Genomic DNA, 16,406 nt, shown 5'->3' on the forward strand with positions numbered 1-16,406 from the left:
GGAAGGAAGCATGGATATGCGCGCCGTTGTTCTGGCTTCATCCCAGCCCTCCCGGTCCCTCCGGGCACGGGAGACGCTGGCCCGCTGCCTGGAGATCGGGTTAAAGCGGTGCCCGGTGCTGGCGGTGGCCATCACCATGCTTTTGACCGGGGTGGGTATGGTGCTGGCGGTCACAGCCGCAACGGCATTCTGCGTTCTACCGCTGGGCCTGGTGATGGGCTGGCTTTGAAAGGAGTTCGCTATGAAAAATGGAAAGCTGACGCCGAGGCGAGGGATCCGTCGTGAATGGATCGGATTGTTGGTGATGCTCGGCATCATGTTGGGCACGGTCGCCTTGCGGTACGCCTTGTTTCTGCCCCAATACATCCATTGAAGGGAGATAATCAAAAATGAAACTCGTAATTGCACGCGCCGCCGGACTGTTGGCGCTGATGCTCCTGGTGTGCGGGCTGCTGTATACCCTGTTGATCACAGGGGTCGGACAGCTTTTGTTCCCCCGCCAGGCCAACGGCAGCGTCATAGAGATGGACGGCAAGACCTATGGCTCCGAACTGCTGGCCCAACAGTTCACCCAGCCTGCGCATCTCTGGGGCCGCCCCATGAATCTGGACGTGAGTTCTTTCACCGACGGGGAGGGCAATCCCGTCCTGTACGCCTGGGCCAGCAACAAGACCCCCGCCGGCGAGGAGCTGGACGCGCTGATCCAGGAGCGAGTGGCCGCGCTGCTGGCCGCCGATCCCACCATGGAGGGGACGCCGATCCCCGTGGACCTCGTGACCGTTTCCGGTTCCGGCCTGGACCCCCAGATCAGCCCCGCCGCCGCCGAGTATCAGGTCCACCGCATCGCCCAGGCCAGGGGCATCTCCGAGGACGAGGTGCGTTCTGCCATCGAGGCCAATACCACCGGCCGGACGCTGGGCGTCTTTGGCGAGCCCGGGGTCAACGTCCTGAAGGTCAACCTGACGCTGGACGGAATATTGGAGGGATGAGCATGCTCTATCCCCTGCGGGTCGTCTCGGAGGGCCGGACCCCGCTCCCGCCCCTGCTGGGCTCGGACACCCCGGCCGCCCGCTTTTTGGAGCTGGCCTGCGTCCTCAGCCGGCTGTTCGGCGTATCGCCCACCGTGCTGCGGCTCCCCGGCAGCCGGACGCTGACCCTGCTCTACCGAAACGCCGTCTATCTTACGCGGGATGTGGTGGAGTGTACGGCCCCCTATGCCGCGGCGCTCAGCGGTGCCGTCTGGCCTCTGTGGTTTTATGGGACCACGGAGGCCAGGGAGACGGCGGAGTGGACGATCTCCGCCCCCGACGCAGGGACGGCGGCCGTGCGCCTGCGCTCCGTCTCTGGAGCACCCTTTGACCATCTGGAGGGGCTGGGCCTTCGGGTAGACCTGCCTGATCGCAACTGCGCCGACGCGCTTGAAGCGTTCTGCGAAACGGCTCCCTTTCTCCCGCCTTGTGCCGTTCTCCCGCCGGGGTGCGTCCCCCTGTTAACGGCCAGTCCGCTGCTGGCGCACGTCCGGGACAGCCGTTTCTCTTATCTGGCCTGGGAACCTCTCCCGGCCCGGGAGCTCCTGTCGGCCCTCACCGCGGACCATAAGGCGGCGCTGTGGAGGGAGTTCCTGGACGACGGGCTCCAGCCCCCGGAATTCGACTGGCTGTGGGAGCTCTACTACACGGGGGAGCCGCTGCTCCTGCTGGAGTGGGAGCTGGCGCTGCGCATGGTGCTGGAGGAGCTGGGATTCCAGGTAGAGCGCTCAGAGCGGTCTTTCCACATCCTGGACCGGGCGGGTCGGGGGCGGCGCTTTGATTTCGCCCGGGGCGGCCCTGCGGAAAAGGTATTTTTGAAGCTGCTGTTTCCGCTGGATGCAAAATAGAGAAAGGGGCCTTCCTTTGCGGAAGGCCCCTTTCTGGGGAATTATGAAACGAATCAAAAGCGCAGAAATTTCTGCACGTCCCGGTCGTTGCCCAGAATAAAGATACTCTCCTCCGGACGGAAGCAGTGGCCCGCTCCGGGCAGCGGGTCCAGCCTGCCATCCCGCTTGGTGGCGAGGATGTTGATGTGGTACTTCTGCCGTACCGCCAGCTCCATCACCGTCTTGCCTACCCACGCCGAAGGGACCTCGGTCTCAAATATGGAGTAGCCCGGGGTCAGCTCCACATAGTCGAAAATATGGTCGCTGCTGTACCGCACCGCCGCCCAGTCAGCCATCTGTTTTTCCGGGTAGATGATCTCGTCTGCCCCGTTGCGAAGCAGGAATTTAGCGTGAACGTCCCTTGTGGCCCTGGAGAGGACGAAGGGCGCGCCCGCCTCCTTCAGCAGAGCGGTGGTCTCTAAAGAACTCTGAAAGTTATCCCCGATGGCCACCACGCACAGATCGAAGTTGCGCACGCCCAGGGAAGCGATAAACTGCGGATCCGTGCCGTCCCCGATCTGCGCGTTGGTCACGAAGGCCAGCGCGTCGTTGACACGCCTTTCATCCTTATCCACCGCCAGCACCTCGTGGTGCAGGTCGCGGAGCCGCTGGGCCATATGCCGTCCGAAGCGGCCCAATCCGATGAGCAATACCGATTTCATACAACAATTCCTTTCCTCAGCCCACTGTGACCCGCTCCTGTGGGAACTGAAACCCTTTCGGCACTTCACTTGCCGTCACGGCATAGATCAGGGTCAGGCCGCCTACCCGGCCGAAATACATCAACCCGATCAGGATCAGCCGGGACATGTGCGACAGCTCCGCCGTGATCCCCAGGGACAGGCCCACGGTGCCGATGGCGGAGGCACACTCAAACAGGGCGGACAAAATTGGGACGCCGTCGATACAGGATATGAAAAATCCACCCGCCAAAAACAGCAGCAGATAGAGCATAAAGATGGCGCAGGCGTTGCGCAGCGCCTCGTCCGGCACTCGTCTTCCGAAGCACTGGGGGCAGTCCCGCCGATGAAAGATCGCCCGGACCCCAAGGAGCAGGACCGCCAGGGAGGTGGTTTTGAAGCCGCCCGCCGTGGAGCCGGGAGAACCGCCGACGAGCATGAGCAGGATGGTGAGAAGCTGGCCGGGCTGGCTCAGCGCGGTCAGGTCCACGGTGTTGAACCCGGCGGTGCGGGGGGTCACGGACTGGAACCAGGCCGCCTGGACCCGCTCCCCCATAGACAGGCCCCGCCATTGGGGCAGGCGGAATTCGTATAGGAGGAAAAAGAGAAAACCCGCCGCCAGCAGTGCCGCCGTGGTACCCAGGATCAGCTTGGTCTGCAGGCGGTACCGCTTCCAATGGAACTTGTGCTCCGCCACATCGTGCCAGGTCAAAAACCCGATGCCGCCCATCAGGATCAACAGGGTAACAGCCCCGTTTACCAGCGGGTCACCCGTGTACTGCGTCAGCGAGGAAAAGGGCCGGCTTGTGCCCATTAGGTCAAAGCCCGCGTTACAGAAGGCGGAAACGGCGTGGAACACCGCGTACCACAGTCCCCTTCCCAAACCAAATTGGGGACAGAACCGAAAGGCCAGCAGCAATGCCCCGGCGGCCTCAATGCAAAGGGCCGTGCGCAGGATAAATCTGGTTTGGCGTACGATTCCGCCCACCTGCGGGGCCGCAATGGATTCCTGCATGATCCAGCGCTGCTTCAGCCCGATCTTCTGCCCGGTAAAGGTGGCGACAGCCACCGCCATAGTGACAACGCCCATGCCGCCGACCTGAATGAGCAGCAGAATGACCGTCTGGCCGAAGGGGGTCCAGTAAAGTGCCGTGTCGTGGATCACCAACCCGGTAACGCAGGTGGCGGAAGTCGCGGTGAACAGCGCGTCCCCCAAAGACGCGCCCCCCGGCGCAACGGTGGCGAAGGGCAGCATAAGAAGGGCGGTTCCTGTGAGAATCAGAAAGAAAAAGCCGAGGAGGATGATCTGCGCCGGTTTAATTTGCTCCCGCTTCCAAAATGGCATGGCAATCCTCCACCGTTTTCTTCACCGTTGTACCCCGACTCGCATGGAATGACGTTTGATTCATTGTATCACGGAAAGAATGAGCATTCCGTTAAGACAAATCCCCGTATATTAACGCCGCATTAAGACGCCTATTTATATAATTTTAATACGGCGGAGGAAATTCCAATGCCTTTCTCAGCGGTCTTGTGCTATACTTTGGACGATATAGCAGAAAGGGAGGTGGTCCCGTGAATGATTTTCGCCCGGATCCCGACGCCCTGTTAGACAATATGGCGCGGGCAAGTTCTAAGCCATCCGACGGCAGGCTGAAAATATTTTTTGGATACGCCGCCGGCGTGGGCAAGACCTACGCCATGCTGGAGGCCGCCCACCGGGCCAAGGCCGCCGGACTGGACGTGGTGGCCGGATACATCGAACCGCATACCCGGCCGGAGACCATGGCGCTGCTGGACGGGCTGGAGGTCCTCCCGCCCCGGAAGATTCCCTATAAGGGGATGGAGCTGCGGGAATTTGATTTGGACGCCGCCCTTGCCCGCCGCCCCCAGCTTTTGCTGGTGGACGAGCTGGCCCACACCAACGCCGAGGGCTGCCGCCACCTCAAGCGGTATCAGGATGTGCAGGAGCTGCTGCGCTCCGGTATCGACGTTTATACGACGGTCAATGTCCAGCATCTGGAGAGCCTGAACGATGTGGTGGCCTCCATCACCGGTGTGGTCGTCAGCGAGCGGATCCCCGACTCCGTGTTTGACTCCGCCGCCCAGGTGGAGGTGGTGGACCTGGAGCCCGCCGATCTGCTGGAGCGGCTTCAGGCGGGGAAAATCTACCGCCAGCGTCAGGCTGCCCAGGCTATGGGCCACTTCTTTACGGAAAAAAACCTGGCCGCCCTGCGTGAGATCGCCCTGCGCAGAACGGCGGACCGGCTGGAGCGGGTACCGGGGGATTCGGATGTATCCAGACCCAGGGCGGGGGAGCACATCCTGATCTGCCTCTCCGGCGCCCCCTCCAACGCCAAGGTCATCCGTACCGCGGCCCGGATGGCGGAGGCCTTCCACGGGGCCTTTACCGCCCTGTTTGTGGAAACGCCGGACTTTCAGAACCAGAGTGAACCGGAACGGCGGCAGCTGCGGGCCAATCTGCGCCTGGCGGAGGAGCTGGGCGCCCGGATCACTACGGTATACGGGGACGACCCGGTGGTGCAGATCGCGGAGTACGCCCGGGTGGGAGGCATCACAAAGATCGTGCTGGGCCGCAGCCCGGTGAAACGCGGTCTGCTGCGCCAGTCCAACACGCTCATGGACCGTCTCAATGAATTGGCCCCCGGACTGGACATCTACATCATCCCCGACGGCGCTGTTTCCTCACCGGGCGGGAGAGGCCGCTCCATAAAGCGGATCCAGGAGCGTTTTACATTGGCGGACACCATGAAGACACTGGGCATCCTGGCCCTCTGCACCGCCGTGGGCTACGGGTTTAGGGAGCTGGGCTTCAATGCCGCCAACATGATCATGGTCTATATCCTGGGGGTGCTGGGAGTCGCTATGGTGACCACAGGGCGCGCATACAGCCTGATGGCCTCCCTGCTCTCCGTGCTGGTATTTAATTTCTTCTTTACCTACCCCTATTTCACTCTGATGAGCGATCCCAGCTATCTCGCAACCTTCGCCGTCATGTTCGTGGTGGCCCTGCTGGGCAGCTCCCTGACCACCCGCATCAAGCGGCAGGCGGTCCAGAGCGCCGGTAAGGCCTACCGGACCGAGGTGCTGCTGGAGACCAGCCGGCAGCTGCAAAAGGCGGAGGACGCCGAGGCCATCCTGACCGTGACCGCCACCCAGCTTGGCAAGCTGCTGGAGCGTGGGCTTTTGCTCTATCCTGTGGGTGAGGACGGCGCCCTCCGGGAGGTGAAGCAATACCCCTATGGGGAGGCGGAGGACCTTGCGGCTTGCGCTGGGCCGCCGGAGCGGGCGGTAGCCGAGTGGGTGCTCAAGAACAACAAACACGCCGGCGCCACCACGAACACCCTGCCCAGCGCCAAATGCCTTTATATGGCGGTCCGGGGCTCGGAACGGGTGCTGGCCGTGGCCGGAGTCCCCATTCCAAAGGAGCATGGGCTGGAGGCCTTTGAAAAGAATCTGATGGTGGCCATCCTGGACGAGTGCGGCCTGGCGTTGGAGAAGGATGCCATGGTCCGGTCCAAGCAGCAGATGGAGGAGTCCGCCCGCCAGGAGGCCCTACGAGCCAACCTGCTCCGGGCCATCTCCCACGACCTGCGCACCCCCCTGACCAGCATTTCGGGGAACGCCGGCATTCTCATGGAAAACAGCGAGGTGTTGGACCGAGAGAAGCGTCTTCGTCTTTATACATCCATCTATGACGACTCCATGTGGCTCATCAATCTGGTGGAGAACCTGCTGTCCATCACCCGGATGGAGAATGGAACCATGAAGCTGAACATTCAGCCGGAGCTGCTGGACGATGTGTTTCAGGAGGCCCTGTCTCATTTGGACCGCAACGCGCCCAAGCACCATATCGCCGCAGAGCTGGCCGACGACCTGCTGATGGCTGATATGGACGCCCGGCTCATTGTCCAGGTGGTCATCAATATGGTCAACAACGCCATCAAATACACTCCGGATGGTTCCCACATCACGTTGTCCGCCAAGCCTTTTGGTGGGCAGGTGCTGGTGAAGATCTCGGACGACGGCCCGGGCATTCCAGACGCGGCCAAGGGCAAGCTTTTTGATATGTTCTACACGGCGGACAACACCCGAGGGGACGGGCGCCGGGGTCTGGGCCTGGGACTGTCCCTTTGTAAGTCCATCGTGACCGCTCATGGAGGTGTCATCGCCGTGACCGACAACGAACCCCATGGGGCTTGTTTCTGCTTTACATTACGCGCTTCGGAGGTGAATACCCATGAATAAACCACAGATTTTAGTGGTGGAGGATGACGCGGCGGTGGGAAACCTGATCGCCACCACCCTGGAGACACAGAACTACCAGTATCACCGGGCCAAGACCGGTGCCGGTGCCGTTCTGGACGCCCTGTCCTACCGCCCGGACGTGATGCTGCTGGATTTAGGACTGCCCGATATGGACGGGGTGGATATCATCAAAAAGATCCGCTCCTGGAGCAATATGCCCATCATCGTGGTCTCCGCCCGCAGTGAGGACAGCGATAAGGTGGCCGCCCTGGATGCGGGGGCGGACGACTATCTCACCAAGCCCTTCTCGGTGGACGAGCTGCTGGCCCGCCTGCGGGTGGCCCTGCGCCGAGTCCGGTACGACGGCGAAAAGACCAGCCAGGAAGCCAGCGTTTACGAAAACGGCGGGCTGAGGATCGACTACGCCGCAGGCTGCGCCTACCGGGACGGGATGGAGATCCATCTGACCCCCATCGAGTATAAGCTGCTGTGCCTGCTGGCAAAAAACACGGGGAAGGTGCTGACCCATAACTACATCCTCAACGAGGTGTGGGGGAGCCCCGCTGCCTCGGACACGCCGTCTCTCCGGGTGTTCATGGCGACCCTGCGCAAAAAGCTGGAGGCCGACCCCAGCCACCCTCAATTCATTCAGACCCACATCGGCGTGGGCTATCGGATGCTGCGGCAGAGCAGGGAGAGCGAGGTGTAAGGAGTACCGGCGAGAGGCAAAAGCAAAATAAACGTACTGGAGAACCTATTCCTTGCCTGACAGGCAACGGTATCCCTCAAGATATGTAGGAATCTAATCGGCTGAACTTTGATTGTCGGTACTACATAACATTAGGCAGTATATCAGTTTACAAATGATTGATAATTGCATCCTTTACAAAGCTTTGAATGGGTATATTAATAAATACATAGAGATTTTACCGGCTTGACTTAACAAAACCGGAAGGCGGTGGGCATAGATACCGTGCGGCAATCCTGGTATGTGCGTCCAGCCACCTATAGCCGCGGGCGCGCCGTTGTGTGGATGTCAGTAGGACAGCATCCCAAAGCCCGAGAGACTTGATCGGTGGTCTGTGCTGTAATTGGTCAGAGATAAAATGGGACGGCGGAGGCACCCGCCGCACCCAGCGGAGCGAACGCTCCGTGCATGGTATGATTTTGTCCGTTCTTGCTGATGGGGATGCCCGTTTAACGGGTGGGTCGTGCGGCTCCCCGCCGCCTCTTGCCGGAGGTCGCAGGCAAGCGATCCACCTTGCATCCATCCGCCGGTGTGTGCGTCTGAGTCGGCGGTCGGGAATGGATGTGGACCGGAATGACTGACGAACCCGTCAAGGGGTGAGGTATGCCCAGATACCGAGAATAGTCAGTTCTAGTGTGTTGGGCAGATGGGGCAGACATATTTTGCCTGTTCAGGGATGCGGACCCTCTTGAAGCCGCCCTGCCTAAATCGCCTGACACCGGAACCGATGGCCGCCTTTCAAACCGGCGCCTGTACGGGCCGTTTTTGGCCCAACTCTGGAACACACCGATCGGCGTACTGCATCATGGAGTCGAATACGGACCCATTGGGCCTGAAAACAAGTGACGATTTGTTTTCAGGCCTTTTTGCGTCCAGAATCAAGGAGCAATGCCCGGCGCGATGCGCAACGGCTGGGGACCTGTCACCCCACAGCCGCCAAGGGCGCCCGAAAGGAGCACCGTTATGTCACATGCAACATCCAGTTTTCGTTTCCTCGGGCCGGCCACGACAGCCGGCCAGCCTCACCACCGGCAGGGTGGGGCTCCCCGTTCACCTCTATGCCCACCGCACTGCCGGAGGTGGGTTCACAGACGCCGGCAGCATTCTGCCCCTTACCCAAGGGCGCGCATCCGCCGCGGGAGCCTTTCTCCCGCCCGCTTAAAGCGGGTATGCGGTGAGCATACTCAACGGTCCAACAGAGACAGGTTCCCGATTCTGAGCCTGTGGACATAGCGAAAGCCAGATATACCAGGGTCTGAGGAGGCCGTAAGCTGGGAACTTGTCGCTGCGTCGGACGGAAAACCGCCGGAAATCCTTCGGCGCGCCAATGGGCAAGCTGCGTCCTTTTTAGAAAGGATGTTGACTTTGTCAAACCAATATAACAACCTTCTCGCGCAGCTTGATAAGCTCTACCGGCACAACCGCCAGGGGAGCTTCCGCACCCGGCAGCGGTACTATGAGGCCATGCAGCGGTTCTGCCGCTTTCTGGCGGAGGAGTACTAGCTGGAGCGGCTGGCGAACCTCGCCCCCAAGCATATCTTCGCCTACGTGGACTCCCTCCAAGAGAAGGGCCGGACGGCCTCCACCATCAAAACCGACCTGTCCGCCATCCGCTTCTTCCACGACCTGATCCCTACGCCCCGCTATGAGCTGCCGGACAACGACGCCCTGATGCTTCAGCGACGCAGCTTCGGCGACGTGGACCGCACCTGGAGCCACCCGGAGTTCAACCGCATGCTGGCTTGTGCGCTGGATGCGGGACGGGAGGACTACATTACGATCCTCTATCTAAGCCGTTACGCCGCCCTGCGCATCCACGAGTGCTTCCGCACCGATACCGCCACGGCTGCAAAAGCTATAAAAGAAAACGCCCTCACCATAAAGGGTAAGGGCAGACTGGTGCGGACAGTACTGCTAAATGATAGTCTGTTGTATCGTCTTCGGCTTCACCTGGAGCACACAGAGCGGGGCCATAAGCTCTTTGTCCCTGACAGGGAGCTGACCCATGCGGCCATCAAGGAACCCCAGGCGTTCATCTATCAGAACCGGGAACGGGTCCAGGCCCCGGATTCCTGTCGCCCCATAACCTTCCACGGCCTACGCCACACCCGGGCGGCGGAGTGGTATCAGCAGTTTATCCAGGAGGGCAACGCCCGGTGGGCGGTGGCAAAGCTGTTGGGCCACGGCAGGGACGACGGGACCCGCGTCTACCTTGCCTCTCTGAAAAGGGGCGGCGGACATGGATAAGCGCCCGTCTCCTATGGCGAGCTCCCACTCACCCTGCATGTGGAGGACCTCATGCCTGTGCTGGACATCGGCAGGAACACCGCCTATGAGCTGGTGCGCTCTGGGCAAATCAGGAGCATCCGGGTCGGTCGACAGATCCGGATTCCCAAGGAGGCCCTGCTGGAATTCCTGTCGAAAGAAAGTTTACAATAGCCCCTTTGACCGACCACCGTGATGAGGTTACAATAGAACCACCTTATCACGGTGGATCGGTCCAATACCCCGGAAAGGAGTCAATATGCCGCGCAAGACGAAGAAAAATGCGCAAGGGGCCGGGACCATCCGAAAACGATCTGACGGCCGCTGGGAGGCCAGATATACGACGGGCTTCGCCCCGGTGACCGGGCGACAGACACAGCGATCCATTTACGGTAAAACCCAGAAAGAAGTACGGGAGAGGCTTGCCGAGATCACCACGGAGCTGGACGACGGGACGTATATCGAACCCAGCCAAATGACCCTAGAGGAGTGGATGGCGATTTGGCTGGAAGACTACATGTTTGATAAAAATTATAAAATTATTATGCTATTTCCGGTTAGCTTAATGAAAGCAAAAAAGGCTACAAAGCCGCATGGTTACTGGATTCTATGGCCCAGCGCCTTGTGTTATGGGTAGCGTTATTTCAGGCGAAATGGTGCCCGGATTGACAAATGAGGTTATGAGAAGATAAGGAAGGCGCTGCCGGGTTTTGTATCCCGCAGCGCCTTCCTTTGTGTATTTGCTATTCTTTTCTTGCCCCGTCCGGGCCGATCTCGTAGCCGTCAATTTTGGTATTGACGGCCATAGCGCCGTCCGGGTAGAAGTAGTACCACTTGCCGCTGATTTCCTGCCAGCCCCCGGCTTGCATGAGGCCCGCAGCGTCGAAGTAGTACCATGTGCCGTCAATCTGTTTCCAGCCGGTCACGGGCTTGTTGTTCTCATAGTACAACCATTTCCCGGCGTCGTTCTGCCCCCAGCCGCCAGCGGCGGCGGGCTCAATGACGATTTCCACGAAACGCCGCAGGACGGCGGCGGCCTCGGCGCGGGTGGCGGTGTCCTTGGGGCCGAAGCGGTGGCCGCCCTTGCCGTTCATAATACCGGCTTGCTGAATGGCCTGTACCGCGTTTTTCATGCCGCTTGTGATCTGCCCCTCGTCCGCGAAAATCTCCGCCTCACGGGCCACGGGGAGGGTGTACCCCAGCTTGTCGGCGTAACGCTGCATAATGGCCGCCATCTGTTCGCGGGTGATGGTGGCGTCGGGGCTAAAGGTCTTGTCCCCGGTGCCGTTCACAATGCCCTTGGAGGCCGCCCACTCCACATAGGGCGCGTAGTAGGCGGTGGCGGCAACGTCGGTGAACCGGCTGGAAGGATAGGCGGCGGGGTCTATCCCGGCCAGCCGTCCCAGCGCCACAACGAACATTCCCCGCGTGGTGGTGCCGTCCGGCGTAAAGGTGGTTTCCGCTGTGCCGGAGAACAGGCCCCGGCTTGCCACAAAGTCAATATCCGCTTTGGCCCAATGATTCACGGTGTCGGTAAAAGCCGGGGCGGGCCGGTGGCCCACGGCGTAAACGCTAAAATGCCCGGTGGAGGCGATCACATTCCCGCTGTTCCTGTCATAGCTGGATTGATACAGCCATTCCGCGCCCTTGCCGTCCGCGCTGTAAACCAGATACAGGCTGCCGGTCTGCTCGGTGGCGGCGGGCTGATAGGCCAGCCCCACGGTGACGCGGCCCGCGCCGAAGCTGTCAACCGTGGCCGCCTTGCCGTCCGCGCCGGTGTAGCCCACGCTCAAACGGTAGGCGGGGCGGGAGCCGACAGCGGCCAGCGCGTCCCCGGCAAGGCCGGTTTCCCGCTTGGCGGTCAGGGTAATGTCGCCGGTGGCCTGTTTCTGAATCTCCACAAGGGCGGCAAGGTCAAATGTCATATCCACAACGCCGGTGTTCAAGGTGACATATTGCACCTTGGCGGCGATCAGCCGGTCAAGTGTGGCCCGCTGAATGACGATGGAAAAGCCGTCGTAGGTGGTGGACGTTTTCGCGTCGTACTGCACCGCAATCCCGTTTGTCTTGGCCCTGGCGTCCTTTCCGGCCTCGGATATGGCCGACGCCGTGCGCCCGTCGTCCGGCTTGCCGGTGGCCGTGCCGTTCCCCACGGACACGGGCAGCTCGATCACGGCCAGTACGGGGTTATTGGGCTTCGGCGGTTCCGGGGTGGTGATGATATAATTTCGGTTGGTGCCGCCGTTGCTGCTGCTACCGCCTCCGCTGCTTGCCTTTTTGGTATATATCTCCGTCAGCACCGCGCTGCCCGCATATCCCGAAGCTGTGGCGTAGGCTTTGAGGGTGGTGCCCGCCGGCACGGAAATGGGCGCGGAATAGGTCTGCCGTGTGCCGCTTGTTGCCGGGTCGGAGCCGTCCAGCGTATAGTAGATGGTCGCCCCGCTGATGGCGCAGGTGAGGGTGACGGTCTGGGCCATGCTGTACGCCCCGCCCGCCGGGGTTGCCACCGGCGTTGCGGCCTGTTCCAGCTTTACCACTCCGTCTTTGCCCACGATGTATTCCCCGTCGGCAAAGACCGCCCGCGCCGGGACGTCTGGGTAATAGGAATTATAATCATATTCCAGCCGGTTCAGCCAATCCGCCGCGGGCTGGTCCTGCAACTCCAACAGGGCGTTGTTCCCCAGGCTAACCTTATGTCCGCCAGTCTGGGCGAAGGAACCTTCGGCCTCCAGCACGCTGTCTGGAGAGAGGAAAATGTCGCCGTCCACCGTCAGCCCTCCGGTAATCTTTGCGCTGGATGGAGATTCGATGCCAAGGTTCCCTTGCAGCGTAAAGCCGCCGCCGTTCAGGATCAGGCTGGCTGGCGCATAATCGTATGGGTCTGACGGAGAAACCAAAAGGGCGCCTATCCCAAATCCCGCTTTCACATCGCCCGTCAGGCGACCGCGAAAGACGCGGAGCGATGGGTCGGGGTAGGCCCAGTAAATCGCGATAGAGCCTCCGCCGGACAGCAGCAATTCCCGATCCCCTTGGGGATAAAGAAAGCAAGTAGTATTGTCTCGCCAACAATAATCCCCATCTCCCATAGCGGCCCCTTGCTGGGGCGGGGCGCCGTCGGCAAAGGCCAGTGTCAGATTGATGGGGTCAAAGGCGGCGCTGATACTGATGTTTTCTGACAGGGAAAAGGTAGTGGTTTGGGTATTGGCGGCTCCCGCAGGGAGGCCCGTCCATGCTTGGAAGGTATATCCGCTGTCCGGCTGGGCGGTCAGCTCCACCCTGTTTTTGCTCAAGTCAAAGGCCGTCAGCCATACCGTGCCGCCCGTTGCCGGGGTCACGGTCAGAGTATGACCGTCTTTTGTCGTGAATGAGGTGAACGGGTTATAGGAGCAGTACAGAGTTTGCAGGTTCGTCAGGTTCCCCAGCCCCTTCAATTCCGACAGCTGGTTACTGGCGCAGTACAGCATTTCTAGTTGCGTCAGTTTCCCCACGTCCAGCGTTCCCGACAAGCCTTTATCGGATAAGTGCAGGGAAGTAATCCTTTTCGGGGTGCCGCTGTCCCATTGTACCAATCTTGCCCTTTCCCAGCTTGCTGGGTCGTTCGCGTCCACGCCGGAAATGTTCTTTAATGTGGGGTGCGCGTCAAGAATTGCCTTGAACGCCGCCTCGTCGCCGTCATGGTGGCCGTCGCCGTCCAGGTCGCTGGTTTCTTGTGGGTCTAAGCCCTCATAGCCCGTCGCCCCCTCCGGCACATACACGGTGGGCTGGGGGGTGATATTGCCAAATACGTCCGTACCAAACGAGGGGGCCGTTTTCCCTTCAAAGGTCACTTTTTTCAGGTTCGTACAGTCATAGAAAGCGTAATCGCCAATGCTCTCCACGCTTGCCGGTATCGTCAGATCGTCAAGGCCCGTGCAGCCGTAAAACGCCCACTCCCTAATTTGTGTCACGCTGCCCGGCAGCTCGGTCAGGGTAATCCCCGTGCAGCCGGAAAACGCATAAAGCTCAATTCGTGTCACGCCGCCCGGCAGCTCGGTCAGGGTAATACCCGTGCAGCCGTAAAACGCAGCAGCCCCAATTTGTTTCACGCTGCCCGGCAGCTCGGTCAGGGTAATCCCCGTGCAGCCGGAAAACGCAGTAGCCCCAATTTGTTCCATGCCGCCCGGCAGCTCGGTCAGGGTAATACCCGTGCAGCCGTTAAACGCAGAATCCCCAATTTGTGTCACGCCGCCCGGCAGTTCGGTCAGGGTAATACCCGTGCAGTCTCTAAACGCAGAATCCCCAATTTGTTCCACGCCGCCCGGCAGCTCGGTCAGGTTGAGATTCTTGCAGAGGTCAAACGCAGAATCCCCAATTTCGGTCACGCTGTTCGGGAGGGTCAGGCTGGTCAGTTTTGTTGCTTGGCCCATAGAACCCCCTGTATCTTGCCGTATCGCTTCAAGGTTCGTCATGCCGGACAAATCAAGGGCCGTCAGGCTGTCCCAGCCGCTATTGCTGTTATACTGTTCTTTCAAATACCGCCAGTTATAGCGGGTGATCTCCGCCGCGTCGCCGGTGAGCTTGATGGTGGTAACAGTTTTTTTGTCGCTGCCAGACGCAAGGGCGGCGTCAATCGCCGTTTTCATGTCGTTGTCGTTCATGCTCGTGCCGCCCGTGCCGTTGCTGGAAAAGGTCACGGTTAGTATGCCAGTTTGCACATTCAAGCTGTCGGGATAGCCCGTCGCCCCCTCCGGCACATACACGGTGGGCTGGGGGGTGATACCGTCAAATATGTCCGTCCCAAACGTGGGGGGTGTTTTCCCCAGAAAGGTGACTGATTTCAGTTTTGTGCAGCCGGAAAACGCAACATCCCCAATTTCGGTCACGCTGTCCGGGATTGTCAGGCTGGTAATCCCCGTGCAGCTCTCAAACGCATGTCCCCCAATTTCGGTCACGCCGGCCGGCAACTCTTTCAGGGTAATCCCCGTGCAGCCGGAAAACGCAAAACCCCCAATTTCGGTCACGCCGACCGGCAGCGAGTCCAGTGTGATCTTCGTGCAGCCGTAAAACGCATAACCCCCAATTTCGGTCACGCCGGCCGGCAGCTCTTTCAGGGTAATCCCCGTGCAGCCTCTAAACGCACCATCCCCAATATAGGTCACACCGACCGGCAGCTCTTTCAGGGTAATCCCCGTGCAGCCGGAAAACGCATCACTCCCAATTTGTTCCACGCCGACCGGCAGCTCTTTCAGGGTAATCCCCGTGCAGTCGAAAAACGCAGAAACCCCAATTTGTTCCACGCCGTCCGGCAGCCCGGTCAGGGCGAGGTTTGCGCAGCTCGAAAACGCATAATCCCCAATTTCGGTCACGCTGTCAGGGAGGGTCAGCGTTTGCAGTTTTGTTTGTTGGGTCTTCACCATGCCCGTATCATTCTTTACCGTGGTCAGGTTCCCCATGCCGGACAGGTCGAGGGCCGTCAGGCTGTCCCAGCCGCTGCTTTCGTTATAGAGGTCAATCAGGTGTTTCCAGTTGTAGCGGGTGATCTCCGTCGCGTTGCCGATGAGTTTTATGGTGGCAACGTCCGCTTTATCGTCGCCAGACAGCGCGGTTTCAATGGCCGTTTTCATTTCGTTGTTGTCTCCGTCCGTGCCGCCCGTGCCGTTGCTGTCAAAGGTCACGGTGAGAACGTCGCCTTGAAGGGCAAGCGTGACTGCCCCGCCAATCAGCACATCAATCTCCGGCAGCTCCACGCCGTCGGCCAGCGTATAACCTGCTGGAAGAACAGGCGTAAAGAGATAGCCGCCCTGTTCGGCGGTGTCGTCCCACGGGCTGTCCGGCTCCCACGTCACGCCGGTTATGGTGATTGCCTCCGGCTCCGGGTCGGTATCGTCGGCTGCCACATACCCGGACGCGCCCAGCGTGGCGGGCAGGGTCAGGCCGTCCAGCGTCGTACCCGCTGGGACGCTCTGCTGTTTCACCGCGTCGGGAATCCCGTCAAAGGCCGTGACGGTGATCGTCCCCGTATCTCCCGGCTCCCCGGTTTCCGGCCCCGTTTTCTCCGGCGCGGTCAAACCGTTTCCGCTGGCGGTGGGTTCCTCTTTGCCGCTGTCCTTGTCCGGCTCCCCGGCGCAGACTTCGCAGACGTAACCGCAGGGCGTATCCGCAACGGCCTCTATGTAGCCGCAATCGTCGTCATGCTCCCCGCGCTCATGGGGGCAGTCCAGCGCGTAACACGCCTGCCCGTGCCGGTGGCCCGCGTCGCTGCCGGTGGCCGTCTGCTCCGCGTCCTCGTCCATGCCGCAGATCAGCTCGTCCGTGTAGCACTCCGGCGTGTGTTCGTGTTCGCAGTCGTGGCCCGGTATGGCCTCCACATAGCCGCACACAGCGTCATGGGCCGTGTGGTGTTCACACAGGCCGGTGCCTGCCGGGGATTCCACCGCGTAGGCCGTGGCCCCCAGCTGGGAAAACACCAGCGCGGCGGCCAGCAGCGCAGCCCCTATCCGTTTTCTCGTTCTCAACATAAACGTTCCCTCCTATCGTTTCGTATGCGGAC

The 16,406-nt window shown here is 60.6% G+C and carries 13 protein-coding genes; 10 read left to right on the forward strand and 3 right to left on the reverse strand.

What is annotated here, in order from left to right; genetic code table 11:
* The first annotated feature begins 16 nt into the window (after positions 1-16).
* The 4 genes from QZS21_RS01855 to QZS21_RS01870 are packed head-to-tail and all read left to right on the forward strand — an operon-like array spanning position 17 to position 1,876.
* Positions 17-229, forward strand: coding sequence for a hypothetical protein (locus QZS21_RS01855; protein ID WP_295579540.1), 213 nt, complete (start codon positions 17-19; stop codon positions 227-229).
* A 12-nt stretch (positions 230-241) separates the two neighbouring features.
* On the forward strand, positions 242-373 hold the full coding sequence (locus tag QZS21_RS01860; RefSeq protein WP_295579542.1) for a hypothetical protein: 132 nt from the start codon (positions 242-244) through the stop codon (positions 371-373).
* A gap of 16 nt (positions 374-389) precedes the next feature.
* Positions 390-989 carry a potassium-transporting ATPase subunit KdpC gene (gene kdpC / locus QZS21_RS01865; RefSeq protein WP_295579544.1) on the forward strand — a complete coding sequence of 200 codons (600 nt, stop codon included), beginning with the start codon at positions 390-392 and terminating at the stop codon, positions 987-989.
* A gap of 2 nt (positions 990-991) precedes the next feature.
* A complete protein-coding gene (locus QZS21_RS01870) occupies positions 992-1,876 on the forward strand; it encodes a hypothetical protein (RefSeq protein ID WP_295579547.1) in 885 nt (294 codons plus the stop codon).
* A gap of 53 nt (positions 1,877-1,929) precedes the next feature.
* Here QZS21_RS01870 and QZS21_RS01875 read toward each other — a convergent pair whose 3' ends face one another.
* Positions 1,930-2,577 carry a TrkA family potassium uptake protein gene (locus QZS21_RS01875; RefSeq protein WP_295579550.1) on the reverse strand — a complete coding sequence of 216 codons (648 nt, stop codon included), beginning with the start codon at positions 2,575-2,577 and terminating at the stop codon, positions 1,930-1,932.
* A gap of 16 nt (positions 2,578-2,593) precedes the next feature.
* On the reverse strand, positions 2,594-3,940 hold the full coding sequence (locus tag QZS21_RS01880; RefSeq protein ID WP_295579551.1) for a TrkH family potassium uptake protein: 1,347 nt from the start codon (positions 3,938-3,940) through the stop codon (positions 2,594-2,596).
* A 230-nt stretch (positions 3,941-4,170) separates the two neighbouring features.
* On the opposite strand from QZS21_RS01880, the gene QZS21_RS01885 reads away from it, so the two are divergent.
* From QZS21_RS01885 to QZS21_RS01910, 6 genes are all read left to right on the forward strand, one after another.
* Positions 4,171-6,864: a sensor histidine kinase KdpD gene (locus tag QZS21_RS01885; protein WP_295579553.1), complete on the forward strand. Its 2,694-nt coding sequence runs from the start codon at positions 4,171-4,173 to the stop codon at positions 6,862-6,864.
* The gene (locus QZS21_RS01890; RefSeq protein ID WP_295579555.1) at positions 6,857-7,573 is read left to right on the forward strand and encodes a response regulator; all 717 of its coding nucleotides are present in this window, start codon (positions 6,857-6,859) and stop codon (positions 7,571-7,573) included. The genes QZS21_RS01885 and QZS21_RS01890 overlap by 8 nt, the downstream gene beginning before the upstream one ends.
* Positions 7,574-8,977: 1,404 nt before the next feature.
* The gene (locus QZS21_RS01895) at positions 8,978-9,115 is read left to right on the forward strand and encodes a hypothetical protein (RefSeq protein ID WP_295579558.1); all 138 of its coding nucleotides are present in this window, start codon (positions 8,978-8,980) and stop codon (positions 9,113-9,115) included.
* 45 nt (positions 9,116-9,160) lie between these two features.
* Positions 9,161-9,859, forward strand: a complete 699-nt coding sequence (locus QZS21_RS01900) for a tyrosine-type recombinase/integrase (RefSeq protein ID WP_295579561.1) — start codon at positions 9,161-9,163, stop codon at positions 9,857-9,859.
* A 51-nt stretch (positions 9,860-9,910) separates the two neighbouring features.
* Complete coding sequence (locus QZS21_RS01905) at positions 9,911-10,051, forward strand: helix-turn-helix domain-containing protein (protein WP_295579564.1); 141 nt, start codon at positions 9,911-9,913, stop codon at positions 10,049-10,051.
* A gap of 85 nt (positions 10,052-10,136) precedes the next feature.
* The gene (locus tag QZS21_RS01910) at positions 10,137-10,514 is read left to right on the forward strand and encodes a hypothetical protein (protein WP_295579566.1); all 378 of its coding nucleotides are present in this window, start codon (positions 10,137-10,139) and stop codon (positions 10,512-10,514) included.
* Between the two features lie 106 nt (positions 10,515-10,620).
* Here the strand turns inward: QZS21_RS01910 and QZS21_RS01915 are convergent, their stop codons facing one another.
* Complete coding sequence (locus QZS21_RS01915; RefSeq protein ID WP_295579570.1) at positions 10,621-16,374, reverse strand: leucine-rich repeat protein; 5,754 nt, start codon at positions 16,372-16,374, stop codon at positions 10,621-10,623.
* Positions 16,375-16,406: the final 32 nt, after the last annotated feature.

The sequence above is a fragment of the uncultured Oscillibacter sp. genome (assembly GCF_900544955.1).
Lineage (GTDB): Bacteria > Bacillota > Clostridia > Oscillospirales > Oscillospiraceae > Oscillibacter.